The organism is Clostridium sardiniense (assembly GCF_019753795.1).
GTDB classification, from domain to species: domain Bacteria; phylum Bacillota; class Clostridia; order Clostridiales; family Clostridiaceae; genus Clostridium; species Clostridium sardiniense.
Genome location: NZ_JAIKTU010000016.1, coordinates 1 through 19,127, shown reverse-complemented (window position 1 = coordinate 19,127; position 19,127 = coordinate 1). Strand labels below are relative to the sequence as shown.

Below are 19,127 nucleotides of genomic sequence, written 5' to 3'. Positions count from 1 at the left end.
ATTAGGAGGAAGTATGATCGAATTAGATAATAATGGAAAATCAAATGATTATATAGAGTCAGATAGCAAAGATGATATCCAAGTAGAGGAGCTATTAGATAAAAAAATAACATATAGTACTCAAAGTATGGATATTGAAACAATGTTAAATGGACTAAAAAGAGGAGACTATATATTACCAAAATATCAAAGGAAGTATGTATGGGAAAAAAATCAAGCATCTAATCTAATATTATCTTTAATAAAGAATATACCTATACCTCCTGTATATCTATACTATGATAAGTATACAGGGAAGTACACTATACTTGATGGGCAACAAAGAATAACTAGTATATTCATGTATTACAAAAATATATTCTATAAAAATACAGGTGATAGAAAAAGGCTAGACTTTGAAGATGTATCATTAAAGTTAGAAAGTATAGAAATGCTAAACGAAAGACTAGATAAGTATAGTGAACGTTTTCTAGAATCAGAGAGAAAAGCTATGAAGGCAGAGAAAAAAGATATAGAGAAACAATTAGAAAAAACGTATAGTTTAAGAAAGACTGACTTCAAATTACATGATAAAGATATAACCTTTGAGAGCTTTAATGAAAAAACAAAGAGAATACTAAAAAGAAAAAAAATAGAAGTTGTATTTGTGGAATGTAATGATGATAATCCATACAGTGTATATACTCAAATATTTAAACTACTAAATAGTGCAGGAAAAGAATTAAGTAGCCAGGAAATTAGAAATGGGGTATACTCAAAGAATTTCTTATATGAATATATAGATGAACTTAATGAAAACGACTCAACATGGAGAAAGATTTATGGTAAAAGCTCTATATCAAAGGACTTTGAGTATTTACTTAGATTCTTAGCCTTAGATAAATATACTAAATATGACAAAAAAAGTAATACATTAAAACTAGAAGAAATTAAAAACTTTAGCTTAGGGCATATGATAGATTTATATTCAGAGCACTTTAATGTAAGACACAATACAAATGGGGACAGGGAAATTGATATAAAAAATGAAGAAACTAAAAAGCATGCAAAACAAGAAGTTGAAAAGTTATATAAGTTCTTCTCAAAGATAAAAGACTTAGAGAATGAGGATAAAGTTAGTGGCGGTAAGATTTTAATTGTAGAAGCTATCTTTGTAGCATTTTCTAAGCTAGGTATGCTAGATAGTAATAACTATATTGAATATCTATCATTTATAAATTCCCTAGATTTACAAAAGGATTTTGATATACAAAAATCTACCTCAAATAAGTCTACAGTAGAAAAAAGACTTAATAAAGCGATAGGCATAGTAAAGGAACGTTATAAGTATGAATGTAGTTAATTTAATTGACAGAATAGTAAATGACTTAAAAAGTAACAAAAACTATTATAGCTACAGACATGCATTAATTGTTGGGGAGAATAATTCAGGAAAATCAAAAGTCATAAAGGGTATAATAAATAAGTTAAAAGACAGCAAGGAGTATAAGGATAAAATATACTTTATAGATTCAAAAAATAGGCGTATAACTGTTGAAATAAGTGGATTTACAAAATTATCAGACTTAAAAACACATGATATAATAGAAAATAGAGTTGATGACAAAAACTTTAATAAAGAAGATGTATTTCTAGGAAATCATAAAAGTGAAGTTATATTAAATGAACTTATAGAAAATAGTGAAGAATATAAAGAACTATTAAAAAATATACTGGATGTAGATTTTAGAACTAGTCAGGATAGGGGTTCTGAAAACGATGAGGAAGAATACGTATTTGCAACGTCTGATGATAAAGATGGAATAGAGATTTATTTAAATGATGAATCTTTGTATAAATTATCAGATGCACTTCAAGCAAGACTTAGAATGCTTGTAGAGGTAAATTTTGCAAGTAAGGCTGGATGTGAGTTAATTTTAATTGATGAGCTTGATATGAATTTAGACCATAAAAATTCAGGTATATTTATAGAAAAATTAAAGGAAAAGTATAGCAATATAAGATTTATTGTAAGTGCTCATTCATTATATACTGTTCAAAAAACTAAGGATTTTGATGTAATTAAAATTATAAAATCATATGAAAGTGTAGATAAAAATCCATACCAAATATTTGATGGAAATGATCTTAATGATATAGAAAGTATAGATAAAAATATATTTAATACAAATAGATTTGAAGATGAAAAAGATATAGCATTATCCAATTTAGTAAAAGATTGTATATCAGGAAGAAAAGTATCTCTAGATGATATTGATGAAAATTCTCTATCAATTAGACAAAAGGTAATATATAGGTTTATAGAGGAAAGGTCAAAATAATGAAACTAAATTTTCCAACTAGGTTTGACGTAGAATATCCAAGTAAAAATAAAAATTACTATGGAGATAAATATAGAAAAGAAATTGAGTCATTGTTATTAAAGGCATCAAATTACTACTGTATGTATTGTGGAAAGGATTTAAAAACGGATAACAATGTAATATTTAACATAGAGCACTCTATAGAAAAGAGTGGGTATGAAGAAAAGAAATCTGTACAGTTTTTAAAGCATTGTAAGTTTAATTTATCTGCTGCATGCCCATCATGTAATCAAAAGTATAAGACTAGAATGATTGAAATATTAGATAAGGAACTAGTAAATAAAGATCTACAATGCTCCAAAAAAGAATGTACACAGCCATGTGAGGAATATCTTGAACTAAAAGATAAGTATTTAAAGCTAAATAAGATAATACTTCAACCACTAGGGGTTAAGTGCGAACAAAATGGAGAATATGAAATAGAATATGATTTATTAAAACAAGCATTTAGTACAGCAAAAAGAATTAATGATCCATATATTATAAATTTTATTCGAAATCATATATCTAGATTTCAGTTAAATAAAGAGATGTCTACTAATTGCATTGTAGATATAACTGAGTTAATAATAGGTATTATTGATGAATTTGGTGAAGAGATTGATATAAACAAGGTAACAAATATAATAAGTATTAAAAGATCAAATAATATAATAGGGGATAGATATATTAAATTTATAAAAGAGTTCTTTACTAATACATCTGATTTATATGCATTTTGTGAATTGATAATAGTAATTTATTATATATAAAGAAGTGACCTCTGGGGTCACTCTTTTTTATTGTATTAAAAAAAACACTTGCTATGCAAGTGTGTTCAGATAAGCTTTAGCGGTGTATTATGTAAAAAAACCTCCATTTGTTAAAATAGAATTAGGTTCGCAGCCAAATTCAATAACAAAAGGAGGCATCCATAATGGACAGTAATAGTTTATCACATACAAAATGGAATTGTAAATATCACATAGTTTTTGCGCCCAAATATAGGAGAAAAGAAATCTACGGCGAAAAGAAAATTGAAATTGGAAAGATACTAAGACAACTTTGTGAATGGAAGGACGTTGAAATAATCGAAGCGCATGCTTGCGTCGATCATATACATATGTTGGTTTCAATTCCACCGAAAATGAGCGTTTCAGGTTTTGTAGTTTTTTTAAAAGGTAAAAGTAGTTCAATGCTTTTGAAAGATTTTCTAACTTAAAATATAAATATGGAAGTAGACATTTTTGGTGTAGAGGATTTTATGTTGATACAGTAGGAAGAAATAAAAAAGCAATTGAAGAATATATAAGAAATCAAGAACGAGAAGATATGATAGCAGATCAAATAAGTATAAAAGAATATATGGACCCTTTCAAGGGTAGCAAATAACAGAAGATATGCGGCTGGCGGACCTTTTAGCGCCTTAAGGCGCAATCGCAGGTAATATGCCCTTATAGGGCTGAGGAAATACCACCAGCTAAGCTGGTGGATTTTTATTTGAAAAAATTATATGATTTTAACTAGTTGATTGAAAATAATAAATATAGAGTATTATAATTAAATAAATAAGTAAAGTAATTAAAATTGAAAAGAGTAATTATATCGTAGAACGTGTACATCATACATTTAAATCAGGTTTTGATGAAAATTCAGAAATATTGATACTAGGAATAATTCCGTCTGCTAAATCTAGAGAGATAGATTTTTATTATAGCCATCCGTAAAATAGATTTTGAAAAGTTATAGGAGCTATAACACAATGTACAAACTATTTAACTATTGAAGATAACAAAAAGATGCTTTTAAATAATAAGATAGCAATATGGGACACAATAGAATCTTGTGATATAGCCGATTCAAGTAATTCAATTATAACAAATGTTATTCCTATAAAATTAGAAGATATCCTAGAACATAGTAATATAAAGGCAATATATACAAATGGAACAAAAGCATATGAACTTTACTATAAATATTTGTTAAAGGAAACAGAAATAGAAGCGACTAAACTACAATCTACAAGCATAGCAAATGCTAGATATAAATTAGAAAAGTTAATATATAAAACTGTGCACCTTTGGAGGTGTAACGGAGAACCGTATCATAAGTAATGATGTATTTATAAAAAATATTATAATAAAATAGTAATGAGTCCAAAGTAAAAGGTAAATATGGATTTACAAATTTACCCTTAACTTGAAATTTGTTTAATAGGATTTATTTAATTACTTTATAATGTGTTGATGGTAGATAATGTGTAATAAAACTGATATATTATATGTAAACTTTTGGATGAAGAGAGTATATTGCATTTATTTGATAGCATAATAGATAAATATATTAAATATATTGGGATAATAGTACTTGGTATAGTAACTGAAAATGGATATATTACAGGGCTTGGAGTTGATGATTGGAAGGAAGTCTCTTTAATCAACCAGATTAGAAATAAGTTTAATATCCCATGTATATTAGAAAATGATTTAAACCCCATAGCTCTGGGCTATTTTAAAACAAATATAGAATGTAACAATATGATATATCTACTATTTACTGATTTAAGTGTTAGAGGTGGTATCGTAATAAATGGCAAAGTATATCAAGGTAATAAAGGATATGCAGGCGAAGTTGGTGTACTTCCAATTAATGATACATACCTAAATGAGTGATGATGATAAATATATTGATGCAGTAGTTAAAACCCTAAAAATAATATCATGTCTTTTAAATCTAGAAACAATTGTTTTAGGAGGAGAAAAATTTAGATTAAACCTTAAAGATAAAATAATTAAAGGGTACAATGATCAATTGAACATAAAAACAAATATTGTTATAGATGTAAAACATGACAACACTACGGATTAATAGGGATTTCAGAAATTATTTTAGAGAAATTATAGAGGGAGGATATTATGACAGAGAGAGAAAAAATGTTAGCAGGTGAACTTTATGATTGTGGAGATAAAGAGTTATTAACTCAGTGGCATAGGGGAAAGGACTTAGCTAGAGAGTATAACAATTGTAAGTCTTCAGATTTAGAGACTAAAAATAGAATTCTTATGGAGTTGCTTGGTGGTAGAGGTGAAAATCTATGGATTACAGCACCGTTCTTTGTTGATTATGGCAATAACATATATTTTGGAAATAACTGTGAAGTGAATATGAATTGCACATTTTTGGACGATAACAAAATAGTTATTGGAGATAATGTATTAATAGCACCTAACGTACAAATCTATACTGCATTTCATCCTACAAATGCAAAAGATAGATTCGGAGAAATAAAAGATGATGGAACGTTTGAGTTTTGTAAAACACAAACAGCAGCAGTTAATATCGGAAATAATGTTTGGGTAGGTGGTGGAGCAATTATAATGCCTGGTGTAACAATTGGTGATAATGTAGTAATAGGTGCAGGGAGTGTAGTAACAAAAGATATACCATCAAATAAAATAGCATATGGAAATCCGTGCAGAGTGATAAAAGACAATCTTTAATATTATTATATTTTGTTTAGGGCTATTGGATTTAACTGAATAAGTTAACAAAAAGGATGCTAATCTCACTAGGATGGAGCATCTTTTTGTTTGCTTTTAATTTTAATATCAAGAATTATATACATAAGAATAGAATGGAAAAATCTCATTTATAATTGTTGCGGAGAACCGTATCATAAATAGATACGGTTTTTTGTATTTAGAAAATCCTGTGTTAGATGTGAGATTCAAAGGAGCTATAGCTATAATACATAACAAAAAAGATCAATAAAAATATAATCTGGCGACTGCATGAAATATAAAGCTGAAATTAATACTCTTAAGTTTGGTAAGGATACAGTATATAGACTTTTTAAATTTATGTACATAAACTAGCAGATATTTTTATTAAAAGGCTAGGGGGTATTATAAATAAACACTTAGTAAATCTAATTTTTGAGAAATGAATTGATACAATTGTAGGTGATCATTCTTTAGTGTATTAATTAAAAGTATAAGTGTATTATAAAAAGATTAAATACGAAATTTGATAGTATTATAAGTATTAAATTAGCCGCTTATATAGGATATAATCTTGAAAGATACATCATTAAGATCACTTTAATATATAAAAATTATATAAGTATATTAAATAAAATTACAATAAAAATTATCGATAAAGTAAATAATATATTTAAAGATATACTAAATATTATGTTGAATGATGACTAAATTCGTTATAACAATTAAATATTTGAATAAGTATATCAAAATAACTTAAAACCAAAATAAAATAGTATCAAAAAATAACTAAAGTGTATTAAAGAAAAAGATTTCAATGACTAAAATTAAAGCTTAAATCATTGAAGCATATAGCTTTAAGTACTTTAAAAGTTTTTAATACATTTTATTGGCACAACATTTGCTTATAATATAAGTGCACGTAATAAAGTATTAGAGAAAGTTGACTTAGAGAAAAAATTACAATAATTAATTTTGCTTACAAGTTTTTAGAACTTATGTATAAATTTTATCGTAGCAAATAAAAAATAGGAGGTATATATATGGTAGGAATTATTCTTGCTAGTCACGGGGAGTTTGCCAAAGGCATCCTGCAATCTGGTTCAATGATTTTTGGAGAACAAGAGAACGTACAAGCTGTTACGTTGATGCCTAGTGAAGGACCTGATGATATTAAAGCAAAAATGAAAGATGCAATTGCATCCTTTGACAACCAAGATGAGGTTTTATTCTTAGTTGATCTTTGGGGCGGTACACCATTCAACCAAGCAAATAGTTTATTTGAAGAACACAAAGATAAATGGGCAATCGTTGCTGGTATGAATCTACCAATGGTGATTGAAGCTTATGGAGCACGTCTTTCAATGGAATCCGCACAAGAAATTGCGGCTAGTATTATAGGATCAGCTAAAGAAGGAGTTAAAGTTAAACCTGAAGCATTAGAACCAGTTAATGATGATAAATCAACTGCAGATTCTGCTAAGCAATCTAATACAGGTGCTCCAGGATCATTTGAATACGTTTTAGCACGTATTGATTCCCGTTTACTTCATGGTCAAGTAGCGACTGCTTGGACAAAAAGTACGCAACCAACAAGAATTATTGTTGTATCAGATGATGTAGCTAGAGATGAACTTCGTAAGAAATTAATTCAACAAGCTGCTACTCCAGGCGTTAAAGCGCATGTTGTTCCTATTGAGCAAATGATTAAACTTGCAAAGGATGATCAACATTTTGGAGGACAACGTGCAATGCTTCTTTTTGAAAATCCAGAAGATTTACTTAGAGCAGTGGAAGGTGGAGTACCAATAAAGACAATTAATGTTGGATCTATGGCTCACTCTCCAGGTAAAGTTCAACCAAATAAAGTTCTTGCTTTCAGTCAAGAAGATATTGATACTTTTGAAAAACTTAAAAAAGCTGGATTAGATTTTGATGTTCGTAAAGTTCCAAATGATTCAAAAGGAAATATGAACGAAATTCTTAAAAAAGCACAAGAGGAATTAAATAAATTAAAATAATATATATTATTTTAATAGAAAAAGGAGGATTAACATAGTGGATCTAAATATAATTCAAATAATATTAGTTATTATTATTGCATTTTTAGCTGGGATGGGAGGAATACTAGATGAATTCCAATTCCATCAACCTCTAGTTGCCTGTACTTTAATCGGAGCAGTTACAGGTAACTTAATACCATGTCTAATCTTAGGTGGTAGTCTTCAAATGATTGCCTTAGGTTGGGCAAATATCGGTGCAGCAGTAGCACCTGATGCAGCATTAGCATCTGTTGCAGCTGCGATTATTCTAGTTCTTGGTGGAGAAGGGCAAGCAGGAATTTCTTCAGCTATTGCCATAGCAATTCCATTAGCAGTTGCAGGATTATTATTAACAATTATTTGTCGTACAATTGCTACAGCATTCGTACACTTCATGGATGCTGCTGCAAAAGAAGGAAATATCAGAAAAGTTGAAATGTGGCAAATTATTGCTATTTGTATGCAAGGTATACGTATAGCTCTTCCAGCAGCATTAATCTTAATAATCGGTTCTGGTCCTATTAGTGCATTACTTAACGCTATGCCAGCTTGGTTAACAGACGGTTTAGCAGTAGGTGGTGGAATGGTTGTAGCTGTTGGTTATGCAATGGTAATCAATATGATGGCAACAAAAGAAGTATGGCCATTCTTTGCAATCGGTTTTGTATTAGCAACTATTCCACAAATTACACTTATGGGATTAGGTGCAATCGGTGTATCTATAGCGCTTATTTACTTAGCACTTAGCAAAAAAGGCGGTTCAGGTAATGGTGGATCAAATACAGGAGATCCAGTAGGCGATATTATCGATAGTTATTAAGAAGGGAGAGAAGACGAAAATGGAAAAAAATTTAAAGCTAACAAAAAAAGATCGTCTTTCTATTTGGTGGCGTTCAACTTTCATTCAAGGATCTTGGAACTATGAAAGAATGCAAAACGGTGGTTGGGCATATTCATTAATTCCAGCAATCAAAAAGTTATATAAAACTAAAGAAGAAAGATCAGCTGCGTTAATACGTCACTTAGAATTCTTTAACACTCACCCATATGTAGCTTCACCTATTATTGGGGTAACATTAGCATTAGAAGAAGATCGTGCAAATGGATCACCTGTGGATGATGTAACTATTCAAGGTGTTAAAGTTGGTATGATGGGACCTTTAGCAGGTATTGGAGATCCAGTTTTCTGGTTTACTGTTAGACCTATATTAGGAGCATTAGGTGCTTCACTTGCTATGGCAGGTAACATTCTTGGACCTATTATATTCTTCTTTGCTTGGAATATTATACGTATGGCATTTACTTGGTATACACAAGAACTTGGTTACAAAGCAGGTTCTCGTATTACAGAAGATTTATCAGGTAGTTTATTACAAGATATTACAAAGGGAGCATCCATACTTGGTATGTTCATCTTAGGATCATTAGTTAATAGATGGGTATCTATTAAGTTTATACCAGTAATATCATCTGTTCAGTTAAGTCAAGGTGCTTACATTGATTGGGGTAGCCTTCCTGCTGGAGCAGAAGGTATGAAACAAGCGTTAATGCAACAATCAGCTGGTTTATCATTAACTCCTGAGAAGGTTACAACATTACAAGGTAACTTGGATTCATTAATTCCTGGACTTGCAGGATTATTATTAACACTTCTTTGTATGTGGTTACTTAAGAAGAAGGTATCTCCAATTGTAATTATTCTTGCTTTATTTATAATTGGTATTATCTTCCACTTAATAGGTTTAATGTAATATTTCTATTCAGCCTGGGTTAGTGTAATATTTTTTACTTAGCCTAGGCTTTTTTAACATAAATAAGTTAAATTAGAGTGAGGAAAATAAATTTTATGATATTATGAAATGGAAGAATAAATACTTAATTTAGAAACTTATCTAAAGAACTAGAGAAGTTTGAAATTAAGTTTAATGAGCATACTAATTTTAGTTATTTGGTTTTGGGCCAATGCTTTCTTGATTCTTTTAAGAAATATATGAATAAAATATAATGTATATACTAAGTAGAAAAGAGGTAGAACGTATGATTAAATCACTCAATACGAAGGTAGATTTAGTAGTTGATGCAACAGCTTTTACAGGTCTTACGGATTATGGGCAAATAATGATTGGTGACAAGGGTTTTGAATTTTACAATTCTCGTGATGTTCAAAAATTCATTCAAATTCCTTGGGAAGAGGTTGATTATGTTATTGTATCAGTAATACTAAAAGGAAAGTGGATTCCACGATATGCGATCCAAACTAAGAAAAATGGTACATATTCTTTTTCATCTAAGGAAACAAAGAAAGTACTTCGTACTATTAGAAATTATGTTGATCCAAATCACATAGTTAAGTCATTAAGCTTTTTTGATGTTGTCAAACGAGGGGTAAAATCTATATTTAAGAAGAATTAATATTAAAAGATTTTGTACTTGGTATAATAAACTGGATAGAAGGATAATAGAAAGCGAGGAACCAGGTTATGTCAAGATGTTTATTCGATAAAAAGATTAAACTTTTAGTAGTTAGGCTAATTGTAAAAGAAGACTTATTTATAAAAGGGTATAGTAAAGAGTTTAATGTTCATACAAATAGTTTATATCTTTGGATTGAAGGATATGTAAAGTATGGAGGTAGAGCGTTTCTGTGTAAAGGAAACGCTCTTTTTTGATGTTCAATATGTAAAAGTAAAAATTAACGGCTAGAGTTAAAAAATTAAAATATAAATATAGTGGTAACCTTATGGTAAGTAGTAACTTTAAAGTGCCTAATTGTTGCATTAAAGTTACGTTGATATAATAAAGACAGGTTAAGAATAGAGAAAAACTTTAGGAGGAATTTAAAATGGTAAAACATATTAATGAAAATGAATTTGATGTAGAGGTATTAAAAGAAGAAGGAGTAGTTGTTGTAGACTTTTTTGCAACTTGGTGCGGACCATGTAAGATGTTAGCTCCAGTGTTAGAGGACGTTCAATCAGAAATGGAAGATGTTAAAATTGTTAAAGTTGATATAGATCAAAATAAAATGGCTGCACAAAGGTACGGAGTTCAAAATATACCAACAATAAAAATATTTAAAAATGGAGAAGAAGTTACTACTAAAGTAGGATTCTCACCAAAAGAGGTATTAGTAGAAACTATAAAAGAATTTGTATAAGAGGTTGAAATGATGAGCGAAAGATATGATATAGCTATAATAGGTAGTGGACCAGCTGGTTTATCAGCTGCTCTTAATGCCAAGATAAGAAATAAATCATTCGTTATATTTGGAAGCAAGAATCTTAGCCCTAAAATTAATAAGGCACCAAAGATTAACAACTATTTAGGATTTCCAAATTCAACAGGAGTCAAAATAGGAGAAGCTTTTAGAGAGCATATAAATTCTATGGGAATTGAAATAGCAGAAGATAGAGTTAATAATGTTTATGCAATGGGAGATTATTTCACACTAATGGTAAAAGATAAGATGTATGAAGCTAAATCTGTAATCTTAGCAACAGGTGTTGAATTCTCTAGACCATTTAAAGGTGAATTAGAGTTTTTAGGTAAAGGTGTAGGATACTGTGCTACATGTGATGCACCAATATATAGAGGAAAAACTGTAGTCATAGTAGCATCAAATGATGAAGGTGAGACTGAGGCTAACTATGTAAGTGAGATTGCTGGAAAAGTATATTATATACCTTTATATAAAGGTGAATATAATATAAATGAAAATATAGAATTAGTTCAAGAAAGACCTGTAGAAATAGTTGGAGATGATAAGGTTAGAAAGATAGTCTTTAAAGATTCAGAAATTGAGACTGACGGAGTATTTTTATTAAAAGATGCCATTTCTCCATCACAATTAGTTCCAGGGCTTGAGGAAATTAATGGACATATTAAGTGTGACAGATTAATGAGAACTAATATTAAGGGATGTTTTGCAGCTGGAGATTGTGTTGGTAAGCCATATCAATATATAAAGTCAGCTGGAGAAGGAAATATTGCAGCATTAAGTGCAGTAGCATATTTAGATGGAAGAAAAGAATTCTAAAATAATTGCATTTAATATAGAATAATTTATAATTGTGCTTAAATATAAAAACGTATTGCAAAGACTTCAATACGTTTTTTATTATTATATATATTATGATAATATAATAATAAATTCATTCAATAAGGGAGGTAGAAGAGATGTATGGAGTAGATGATATTATATATGAATGTCCAGTGGAAGCTTTATCAAGTATATTAGGTAAAAAGTGGGTAGGATCTATAATTTGGGCACTACAGAAAGAGAAAAAGAGATTTGGTGAGCTAGAGAGAAGTATATCAGGATGTAGCAAAAAAATGTTATCTCAACAATTAGAATTATTAATTGACCAAGGGATTATGGTAAATGATAAAAAAATAGAAAACAATACAGTAGAATCTGTATACTATTTAAGTGAATCAGGTTTATTACTTCTACCTGTAATGGAGAAAATGATTGGATGGAGTAATAAAAATCTTAAGTGTGGCGAGTAATATAGATTGAGCTAGGTAATATTACCTAGCTCTTTTATATAAGTTAATTCTTTAGTTCTTTTATCTTTATAAGGAGATTATTATACTCATCTTCTAATATAATCTTCTTATTAATATCTGGTTCTGTTGATATTAAAGAAATCACTTCAGAAAATCTATTTTCTAACAAGATAAGATTATCCTTATTTTGTTTTTCTTTTAAATTTATCTTAGGTTTATTTTTAAAAGCTATATACTCATCATAACTACCAGAGAATTCATTAATTTTATTATTATCTATTTCTAAAATATAATCACATATATTAGAGATAAATTTCCTATCATGAGATACTATAATCAATGTTTTATTACAATTGATAAGTGCAGATTCAAGGGATTCCATAGATTTAATATCTAGGTAGTTAGTAGGCTCATCTAAAATAAGCAGGTTATTATCAGATAATAGGACCTTACAAAGGGCTATCTTTACTTTTTCACCACCACTCAATAAAGAGACTTGTTTAAATACAGTATCTCCCTTAAATCCAAATCCATCTAAGTTTGTTCTAACAAAACTTTCATCATAAGAGCAATCTCTAAGTATATTTTTCAGTATTGATTCATTATCATTTAATATATGTTGAGATTGATCAAAGTACCCTATAACAACATTATCAAAAACCTTAATATTATTTTTATTAGAAACAATCTCCTTAAGTAAAGTACTTTTACCACAGCCATTATTACCAATAAGAGCTACCTTTTTGCCATTTTTAATTTTAAAGCTAGCATCTTTAAGCAATAATTTATCATCTGCAAATAAATTAAGATGTTTAACTTCTACAAGGTTTTTAGAAGTTATTTTTAAAGTTTCTTGAACTGTAATATTGATTTCTTTTATAGATTTAGGTCTTTCCTTAACCTCAAGATGATCAATCCTACTTTTTAGAGCTTTTACATTGTTATCTAAGTTTTTCTTTGCCTTTTGCCCGCCCATTTTGTGCAATCTAGCTTCAGAGTTTCCCATCCTTTTAGGTGTTCTTCTTATACTATCTTTTATATTTTGTTTATTAAGGATAGCATTTTCAAGATGTTTCTTTTCATTTATATAAGCAACATACTCAGCTTTAGATCGTTCTCTTTCTAAAGTTTTAAGTTCTAAATACTTAGAGTAATTTCCTTTATAAACTGTAATTTTTCCATCTTCAATTTCAATAATAGTATTACATAATGTATCTAAAAAATTTCTATCATGAGAAACTAAAAGCAATGCACCATTATAACTTTTAAGCATTTTTTCAAGAACCTCAATACTAGCTCTATCTAAATTGGCAGTTGGTTCATCTGCAATAATTAAATTTTTATTTTCACTTAAAGCTTTTGCTATTTTAAATTTAACTTTTTCTCCACCTGATAAAAAGTCATCATACTTAAAAGGTGCATTAAATATATTCTTAAAATTATTATCTAAAAATCTTTCACTAGCATCTTCTGACTGACTTATATAAGCAAAACTTTTAGTTATATAAACATTACCTTCATCAATAGGTGTGTCATTTATTAACGCTTTTATAAGCGTGGTTTTTCCAGCACCATTAACACCTACTAAGCCTATTCTATCACCGTCTAAAATTTCTAATTTATCTATATCTAAAATTAATCTATCACCATAATATTTTTTTACTTTATTTAATCTTGCTAAAGACATAAAAAATCCCTCCTATAAAATATAGGAGAGTATATATAGCCATTTAAAAGGACAAATATAAATACCTCACTATAATCTACTCTCCCTAAATTTAAGCACAACAAAAAAAGCTACAAATAAATACTTTTTTGTTGTAATCAAAGTTTGAAAAATAGATTATATTCTCATCTGTGAAACTACCTTTGCCTTTCTTAAAATTTATAATTTTCAATATTAATATATAGTATAGCACTACTTTGAATAGATATCCAATAAATAAAAAGAGAGAATTAAAGTTGAGTAGTACGTACATTCTAATAAGAATATATCTTAATATGAAATCTAATAAATAGTAAAATTAAAATAACATATTATTTGAATCTATACTATTTTAATGTGCTACAGATTTATCCTTAGATAAAATTGTACATAGAAAGTATAGATCAATATGTCTATAATAAGATTAATTATATAAGGTTTAGACAAGAATAAATTTATGGTTTAAATAAAGGAGTATTGATTATGGAATATATACCTGCTAAAAAGATTGTATCTAATTATATAGAGAATAATTCTTGGTTTGCATTAAATTATACTATGAACATATATAGAGGTTGTTGCCATGGGTGTATATATTGTGATTCAAGGAGTAGTTGCTATCAAATAGTTGATTTTGATAGAGTTAGGGCAAAAGAGAATTCAACTGAAATAATAGGAAAGGATTTAAGGAGTAAAAGAAAGAAAGGAATAATAGGTATGGGGGCCATGAGTGATCCATACAATCCTTTCGAGAAAAAGTATTGTCTAACAAGAGAGGCATTAAAGCAGGTAGATAAAAATAATTTTGGAATAAGCATAGCTACAAAAAGTGATTTAATAATAAGGGATATAGATATATTAAAGAAAATACAGGAACATTCTCCTGTATTGATAAAAATAACTATTACTACTTATGACGATAAATTGGCTAAAAGTATAGAACCAAATGTTAGTAGTACTACAGAGCGATTCGATGCAATAAAGAAACTAACTGATAATGGAATATATACAGGTATACTACTGATGCCTATACTTCCTTTTATAAATGATAATAAAGAAAATATAATAAATATAGTAAGAAAAGCACATGAATGCGGAGCTAAATTTATATTCGCCTTTGGTATGGGGGTCACTTTAAGGCAGAATCAAAGAGAATATTATTATAAAAGGTTAAAAGATATATTTAAAGATGAAGATTTATCTAAAAAATATATTGAGACATATGGAGATAGGTATGAGTATCCATCCATTAATTCAAAGGAATTATGGAAAGTTTTTAAGAGAGAATGTGAGAAATATGGAATCTTATATAATATGGAAGATATAATTAAAGATTATAAAAGTAAATATGAAGAGGTTCAGATAAGTTTATTTTAAAATTATAAATATATATAAGGAGCTACCTATTTTGAGGCAGCTCCTTAGCCATATAGAGTTATATTTAAAATATATTATTTAGGATCTTTTATACTTTTAGCAATTAAACCTTTTTTGGGATTAAAACCAATCATATAAGCAGGCTCATTATTATCGACCTTATCTAATATAAAGCCATTTGAGTTTTCCTTTAGTATCAAAACATTTCCATCAGGTTCTGGTATGAATACATTCTGAACTTGAGTTAAGGAAAGGTGAAGGGAAATTATAATTTCATTAATATAGTTATTATCCTTTTTAGTTATTATATCTTGTAATACTTGTATATAATCTAAATCACAATAAATTGGTTGCGAGTTTTTTTGATAATATAATTTAAAATCAATATTATTATTTATAGGGATTTGATCGAAATTAATATTTATCTTTTCTGATATTGGAATATCCAAATTAAAACTTTTAGTTGAGTTAAGATTAATCTTATTGATAGAATATTTTAAAACTTTAGATATAGAACCGTTTATTATGAGTTCATTATTGCCAGTAATTTCAAGGGTGCTTAAGGATATTTTATTTGTATTTTCTGAAATGTTTATGTAGCTTTCCTTAAAATTTAATTCTGTAGTTATAGGAATTGAGATTTTTAAATTTGATAATACCACGGGAGCCTTTATTATAAGAGAACCAGGCTTTCCCATAGATACATAGTACTCACAATTTACTTTGCTAGAATTATTTTGATTTTCCATATGCCCTCCTATAGTTTTTTATAATAGCCTAATATAATATATTCATAAGCAATAAATTAAATAACAATTAAATAACAAATTGTTATAGTAACTATACGAATATAAACATTGTATAAAAATAAAGAGTGCTGATTTTATCAACACTCTGATTGAGACTCATTTTAAAATCTTTTATCAATTAAATTATTCTAACAGCAGCTATTACAATCACTTTCTACAGCAAGAGCTGTTATAGTAGAATTAACTGTTAAGCCAGCAGCTAATAGAGTAGCATTTGTTATTTCAAGTGAATAAGTTACGCATCCACAGCAGTTTGCACAATCACAAATTTGGAATGAGAATGATTGGCTTGAAAGTGCAGCAAGTGCACTTGCAAATGTGAAAGACTCTCCTACAGGTTGTTTACAACCGTCACAGCATTTAAAAACTGTAAAAGTTATAGTACTTGCTATAGCTACTGGTGCAGCTATTATTGAATTAACAGTTAGAAGAATTGTAGGATTACATAATTCCCTAGTATCTATAGTAACACTACCTACAGGAATTGAACCATTTAATCCTAGAATTGTACCAACTGCAATAAGAGGAAGAGGTCCAGCTGCTCCTCTACCACATTTTAATAAAGCTTTACCAGGTTCTGGTGCGCAGGAAGAAGGTTTTCTTACTACAACGCACTCTTCAAAGCAGTGTTTCTTAGGTCTACAACAGCATTTTTTAGGTTCACAACATTCTTCATGACAACATTTTCTAGGCTCACAACAATCGTCGAAATTACATTCACAATCGTCAAAGCAATTTTGTTTTTCTTGCATCATTTTCATAAATCCCTCCACAAAGTTTAAAAATTTTATAAATACTTTGTTTGTTCAACAAATTATTTGTTTTTCTTCATAGTACATTGTATGAACTAAGGAAAAAAATGTGTTATTTTAAATTAAAAAATAGAAATGATTATTTTTAAATATAATATTTTAAATATTAATTAAAATATATCGAGCTATTTGAGGATATATAAATAATAATTATATGTATTAAGTTTATATAAATGATTTTAGAGTTATTTAATGATATATAGAGGATTAGGTAAATACTTTATTATTATGAATTCATATGTTCAAATTTTACGTAGTTAAATATGATAGAATATATAATAAGAAATTTATAGATATTTGAGGGTAATGGTTGGTAGATTTACTAGGGAGGAATAATAATGTATGCAGTAGATGTATTTTTAGATAATAAATCATCAAGATATGTAACTTCAATTTGGGAACAGTTAAGCAGCAGTGGAATAGATTCAAGCTTAAAGAATACAGATGGATTAGCGCCACATATAACACTAGCAATTTATGAAGATATAGATGAAGATAAGTTTATAGCAAGAATGAAGGAGTTTAGATCAAAACTAAAAGTTATAGATACTAGATTCGATGCCTTAGGGGCATTTCCTACTACAGGAGCATGTTTTTTAACTCCAGTAATTACAGAGGTTTTATTAGATTATCATAAAGAATACTATGATTTCTTTAAAGAGTTTGAGGAATCAGCTAGATCGTATTACTTACCAGGTAAGTGGAATCCACATTGTAGTTTGGCTATGGGGTTAAGTAAACAAAAATTAAAAGAGGTATTTAATTTTGTGGTAGATATATATGAGCCATTTGAGGCGAGCTTTGATGGAATTGCTTTATATAAAGTAGAAATGGAAAATGGAAAATTCACAGATAGTATAAGATTATTCTAAGACATATAAAGGTTAAGATGGATGTAAGTAGATGGGACAAGGACTATCTACTTTTTTCATTGATAATTATAATTACTTTAAGAATTTAATACAGGTTATTTCAAATTAATTAGATTATTTTTAGAATATATAATTAATTTTATAGAATTAGCTGATATAAGGATATAATTAATAATATATAATTTTAGGTTTTAAAGGGAGGTACATGTGAAGAGGGTAAAAAGTTTTTTTACGATATTTTCAATTAGTATATTTATATTGCTATTTAATACGAAATGTATTTTTAAATCAATTATAGGGGTGCCTTGCCCTGGGTGTGGATTAACTAGAGCATGGATAAGTTTTATAAATGGAAATATATCGGAAGCTTTTTATTGGCATCCATTATTTTTAATGATACCTGCGCTAGCAATTTTAATATTATTATATTTTAAAGGGTCATTTATTAAATATAGGAGGTATATTCTTATAGCAATAGTGACTATAGTAGGTTTGTATATTATTATTTATATAGTTAGAATGGTAATTTTGTTCCCGAGTGTAGAACCATTGGATTATAATAGGCAGTCTTTTATAAATAGATTAATAAATTATAAATAACTTAATCTATTAAAAGTATATAATATAGCTAACTTAAAAGAGAGAGGCTAGTGAGTGTAATATATTCTATACATCTAAAGAACTTAATAATAATTAGAAAACAGAAAACTTACCCAAGCATATCAATGTAAGATAAATGACGAAATATAGAGTAATATAGAAGATGATAAGATTAATCTTATATTAAGGGATTATATTATGTAAATAGTGTCGAAAAACAGTATATAATCATATACATTGGTTGCAGGAAATCGATTCTCAAAAGAGAAACAACAACTAAATTAAATTCTTAAAAGAAATTAAAAAAGTTGTTGACAAGATTCGATGCACATGATAAGATATACAAGTCGCTTAAGGGCGACGAGATAAAATGGTCTTTGAAAATTGAACAGAATATATAAAACATTTAAACAACCAGCAATTCTTTTTATTAAAGTAAGTTTTATGAGTGAAAAGATTAAACTTTTTATTGAGAGTTTGATCCTGGCTCAGGACGAACGCTGGCGGCGTGCCTAACACATGCAAGTCGAGCGATGAAGTTTCCTTCGGGAAACGGATT

General features: G+C 28.4%; 21 protein-coding genes, 1 rRNA gene and 1 pseudogene. 20 read left to right on the top strand and 3 right to left on the bottom strand.

Annotated elements, in window-relative coordinates; translation table 11 throughout:
* Positions 1 to 13 precede the first annotated feature (13 nt).
* The 16 genes and pseudogenes from K5V21_RS16490 to K5V21_RS16415 all read left to right on the top strand — a co-directional run bounded on the left by K5V21_RS16490 (position 14) and on the right by K5V21_RS16415 (position 12,393).
* On the top strand, positions 14 to 1,342 hold the full coding sequence (locus K5V21_RS16490; RefSeq protein WP_221862214.1) for a DUF262 domain-containing protein: 1,329 nt from the start codon (positions 14 to 16) through the stop codon (positions 1,340 to 1,342).
* Complete coding sequence (locus K5V21_RS16485; protein ID WP_221862213.1) at positions 1,329 to 2,321, top strand: hypothetical protein; 993 nt, start codon at positions 1,329 to 1,331, stop codon at positions 2,319 to 2,321. The genes K5V21_RS16490 and K5V21_RS16485 overlap by 14 nt, the downstream gene beginning before the upstream one ends.
* Positions 2,321 to 3,115: an HNH endonuclease gene (locus K5V21_RS16480; protein WP_221862212.1), complete on the top strand. Its 795-nt coding sequence runs from the start codon at positions 2,321 to 2,323 to the stop codon at positions 3,113 to 3,115. The genes K5V21_RS16485 and K5V21_RS16480 overlap by 1 nt, the downstream gene beginning before the upstream one ends.
* 164 nt (positions 3,116 to 3,279) lie before the next feature.
* Positions 3,280 to 3,734, top strand: a pseudogene (gene tnpA / locus K5V21_RS16475) (IS200/IS605 family transposase).
* A 407-nt stretch (positions 3,735 to 4,141) separates the two neighbouring features.
* Entirely contained in the window at positions 4,142 to 4,456 is a 315-nt protein-coding gene (locus K5V21_RS16470; protein ID WP_307495498.1) for a uracil-DNA glycosylase family protein, read from the top strand.
* A gap of 195 nt (positions 4,457 to 4,651) precedes the next feature.
* Positions 4,652 to 5,014 carry an ROK family protein gene (locus K5V21_RS16465; RefSeq protein ID WP_221862211.1) on the top strand — a complete coding sequence of 121 codons (363 nt, stop codon included), beginning with the start codon at positions 4,652 to 4,654 and terminating at the stop codon, positions 5,012 to 5,014.
* A complete protein-coding gene (locus K5V21_RS16460) occupies positions 5,007 to 5,210 on the top strand; it encodes a hypothetical protein (RefSeq protein WP_221862210.1) in 204 nt (67 codons plus the stop codon). The genes K5V21_RS16465 and K5V21_RS16460 overlap by 8 nt, the downstream gene beginning before the upstream one ends.
* Before the next feature lie 47 nt (positions 5,211 to 5,257).
* Positions 5,258 to 5,842, top strand: a complete 585-nt coding sequence (locus tag K5V21_RS16455) for a sugar O-acetyltransferase (protein ID WP_221862209.1) — start codon at positions 5,258 to 5,260, stop codon at positions 5,840 to 5,842.
* A 1,043-nt stretch (positions 5,843 to 6,885) separates the two neighbouring features.
* Positions 6,886 to 7,863, top strand: a complete 978-nt coding sequence (locus K5V21_RS16450; RefSeq protein ID WP_221862208.1) for a mannose/fructose/sorbose PTS transporter subunit IIA — start codon at positions 6,886 to 6,888, stop codon at positions 7,861 to 7,863.
* A 37-nt stretch (positions 7,864 to 7,900) separates the two neighbouring features.
* The gene (locus K5V21_RS16445) at positions 7,901 to 8,704 is read left to right on the top strand and encodes a PTS mannose/fructose/sorbose transporter subunit IIC (RefSeq protein WP_221862207.1); all 804 of its coding nucleotides are present in this window, start codon (positions 7,901 to 7,903) and stop codon (positions 8,702 to 8,704) included.
* Positions 8,705 to 8,723: 19 nt separating this feature from the next.
* Positions 8,724 to 9,635, top strand: coding sequence for a PTS system mannose/fructose/sorbose family transporter subunit IID (locus tag K5V21_RS16440; protein ID WP_221862206.1), 912 nt, complete (start codon positions 8,724 to 8,726; stop codon positions 9,633 to 9,635).
* A gap of 286 nt (positions 9,636 to 9,921) precedes the next feature.
* Complete coding sequence (locus tag K5V21_RS16435) at positions 9,922 to 10,296, top strand: DUF956 family protein (protein WP_204596673.1); 375 nt, start codon at positions 9,922 to 9,924, stop codon at positions 10,294 to 10,296.
* Between the two features lie 68 nt (positions 10,297 to 10,364).
* Complete coding sequence (locus K5V21_RS16430) at positions 10,365 to 10,553, top strand: hypothetical protein (protein WP_221862205.1); 189 nt, start codon at positions 10,365 to 10,367, stop codon at positions 10,551 to 10,553.
* A 173-nt stretch (positions 10,554 to 10,726) separates the two neighbouring features.
* Positions 10,727 to 11,041, top strand: a complete 315-nt coding sequence (trxA, locus tag K5V21_RS16425) for a thioredoxin (RefSeq protein WP_221862204.1) — start codon at positions 10,727 to 10,729, stop codon at positions 11,039 to 11,041.
* 12 nt (positions 11,042 to 11,053) lie between these two features.
* Complete coding sequence (locus K5V21_RS16420) at positions 11,054 to 11,920, top strand: NAD(P)/FAD-dependent oxidoreductase (protein ID WP_221862250.1); 867 nt, start codon at positions 11,054 to 11,056, stop codon at positions 11,918 to 11,920.
* Positions 11,921 to 12,060: 140 nt separating this feature from the next.
* A complete protein-coding gene (locus K5V21_RS16415; protein ID WP_204596677.1) occupies positions 12,061 to 12,393 on the top strand; it encodes a winged helix-turn-helix transcriptional regulator in 333 nt (110 codons plus the stop codon).
* A 43-nt stretch (positions 12,394 to 12,436) separates the two neighbouring features.
* On the opposite strand, the gene cplR is transcribed toward K5V21_RS16415, so the two are convergent.
* Positions 12,437 to 14,080 carry an ABC-F type ribosomal protection protein CplR gene (cplR, locus tag K5V21_RS16410; protein WP_221862203.1) on the bottom strand — a complete coding sequence of 548 codons (1,644 nt, stop codon included), beginning with the start codon at positions 14,078 to 14,080 and terminating at the stop codon, positions 12,437 to 12,439.
* Between the two features lie 501 nt (positions 14,081 to 14,581).
* On the opposite strand from cplR, the gene K5V21_RS16405 reads away from it, so the two are divergent.
* Entirely contained in the window at positions 14,582 to 15,475 is an 894-nt protein-coding gene (locus tag K5V21_RS16405; RefSeq protein WP_221862202.1) for an SPL family radical SAM protein, read from the top strand.
* A 74-nt stretch (positions 15,476 to 15,549) separates the two neighbouring features.
* Here K5V21_RS16405 and K5V21_RS16400 read toward each other — a convergent pair whose 3' ends face one another.
* Positions 15,550 to 16,224, bottom strand: a complete 675-nt coding sequence (locus K5V21_RS16400; protein WP_221862201.1) for a hypothetical protein — start codon at positions 16,222 to 16,224, stop codon at positions 15,550 to 15,552.
* A gap of 188 nt (positions 16,225 to 16,412) precedes the next feature.
* Positions 16,413 to 17,045, bottom strand: a complete 633-nt coding sequence (locus K5V21_RS16395; protein WP_221862200.1) for a DUF4489 domain-containing protein — start codon at positions 17,043 to 17,045, stop codon at positions 16,413 to 16,415.
* A gap of 389 nt (positions 17,046 to 17,434) precedes the next feature.
* On the opposite strand from K5V21_RS16395, the gene K5V21_RS16390 reads away from it, so the two are divergent.
* From K5V21_RS16390 to K5V21_RS16380, 3 genes are all read left to right on the top strand, one after another.
* Positions 17,435 to 17,968 carry a 2'-5' RNA ligase family protein gene (locus K5V21_RS16390; RefSeq protein ID WP_204596682.1) on the top strand — a complete coding sequence of 178 codons (534 nt, stop codon included), beginning with the start codon at positions 17,435 to 17,437 and terminating at the stop codon, positions 17,966 to 17,968.
* A 207-nt stretch (positions 17,969 to 18,175) separates the two neighbouring features.
* Positions 18,176 to 18,568, top strand: a complete 393-nt coding sequence (locus tag K5V21_RS19775; RefSeq protein WP_221862199.1) for a DUF2752 domain-containing protein — start codon at positions 18,176 to 18,178, stop codon at positions 18,566 to 18,568.
* Between the two features lie 465 nt (positions 18,569 to 19,033).
* Positions 19,034 to 19,127 (top strand): 16S ribosomal RNA (locus K5V21_RS16380); the annotation flags it as partial.

Coding starts and splice junctions, on each gene's coding strand:
- K5V21_RS16490 (WP_221862214.1), top strand. CDS start 14: ATGATCGAATTAGATAATAATGGAAAATCAAATGATTATATAGAGTCA.
- K5V21_RS16485 (WP_221862213.1), top strand. CDS start 1,329: ATGAATGTAGTTAATTTAATTGACAGAATAGTAAATGACTTAAAAAGT.
- K5V21_RS16480 (WP_221862212.1), top strand. CDS start 2,321: ATGAAACTAAATTTTCCAACTAGGTTTGACGTAGAATATCCAAGTAAA.
- K5V21_RS16470 (WP_307495498.1), top strand. CDS start 4,142: ATGCTTTTAAATAATAAGATAGCAATATGGGACACAATAGAATCTTGT.
- K5V21_RS16460 (WP_221862210.1), top strand. CDS start 5,007: ATGAGTGATGATGATAAATATATTGATGCAGTAGTTAAAACCCTAAAA.
- K5V21_RS16455 (WP_221862209.1), top strand. CDS start 5,258: ATGACAGAGAGAGAAAAAATGTTAGCAGGTGAACTTTATGATTGTGGA.
- K5V21_RS16450 (WP_221862208.1), top strand. CDS start 6,886: ATGGTAGGAATTATTCTTGCTAGTCACGGGGAGTTTGCCAAAGGCATC.
- K5V21_RS16440 (WP_221862206.1), top strand. CDS start 8,724: ATGGAAAAAAATTTAAAGCTAACAAAAAAAGATCGTCTTTCTATTTGG.
- K5V21_RS16435 (WP_204596673.1), top strand. CDS start 9,922: ATGATTAAATCACTCAATACGAAGGTAGATTTAGTAGTTGATGCAACA.
- K5V21_RS16430 (WP_221862205.1), top strand. CDS start 10,365: ATGTCAAGATGTTTATTCGATAAAAAGATTAAACTTTTAGTAGTTAGG.
- trxA (WP_221862204.1), top strand. CDS start 10,727: ATGGTAAAACATATTAATGAAAATGAATTTGATGTAGAGGTATTAAAA.
- K5V21_RS16420 (WP_221862250.1), top strand. CDS start 11,054: ATGAGCGAAAGATATGATATAGCTATAATAGGTAGTGGACCAGCTGGT.
- K5V21_RS16415 (WP_204596677.1), top strand. CDS start 12,061: ATGTATGGAGTAGATGATATTATATATGAATGTCCAGTGGAAGCTTTA.
- cplR (WP_221862203.1), bottom strand. CDS start 14,080: ATGTCTTTAGCAAGATTAAATAAAGTAAAAAAATATTATGGTGATAGA.
- K5V21_RS16405 (WP_221862202.1), top strand. CDS start 14,582: ATGGAATATATACCTGCTAAAAAGATTGTATCTAATTATATAGAGAAT.
- K5V21_RS16400 (WP_221862201.1), bottom strand. CDS start 16,224: ATGGAAAATCAAAATAATTCTAGCAAAGTAAATTGTGAGTACTATGTA.
- K5V21_RS16395 (WP_221862200.1), bottom strand. CDS start 17,045: ATGAAAATGATGCAAGAAAAACAAAATTGCTTTGACGATTGTGAATGT.
- K5V21_RS16390 (WP_204596682.1), top strand. CDS start 17,435: ATGTATGCAGTAGATGTATTTTTAGATAATAAATCATCAAGATATGTA.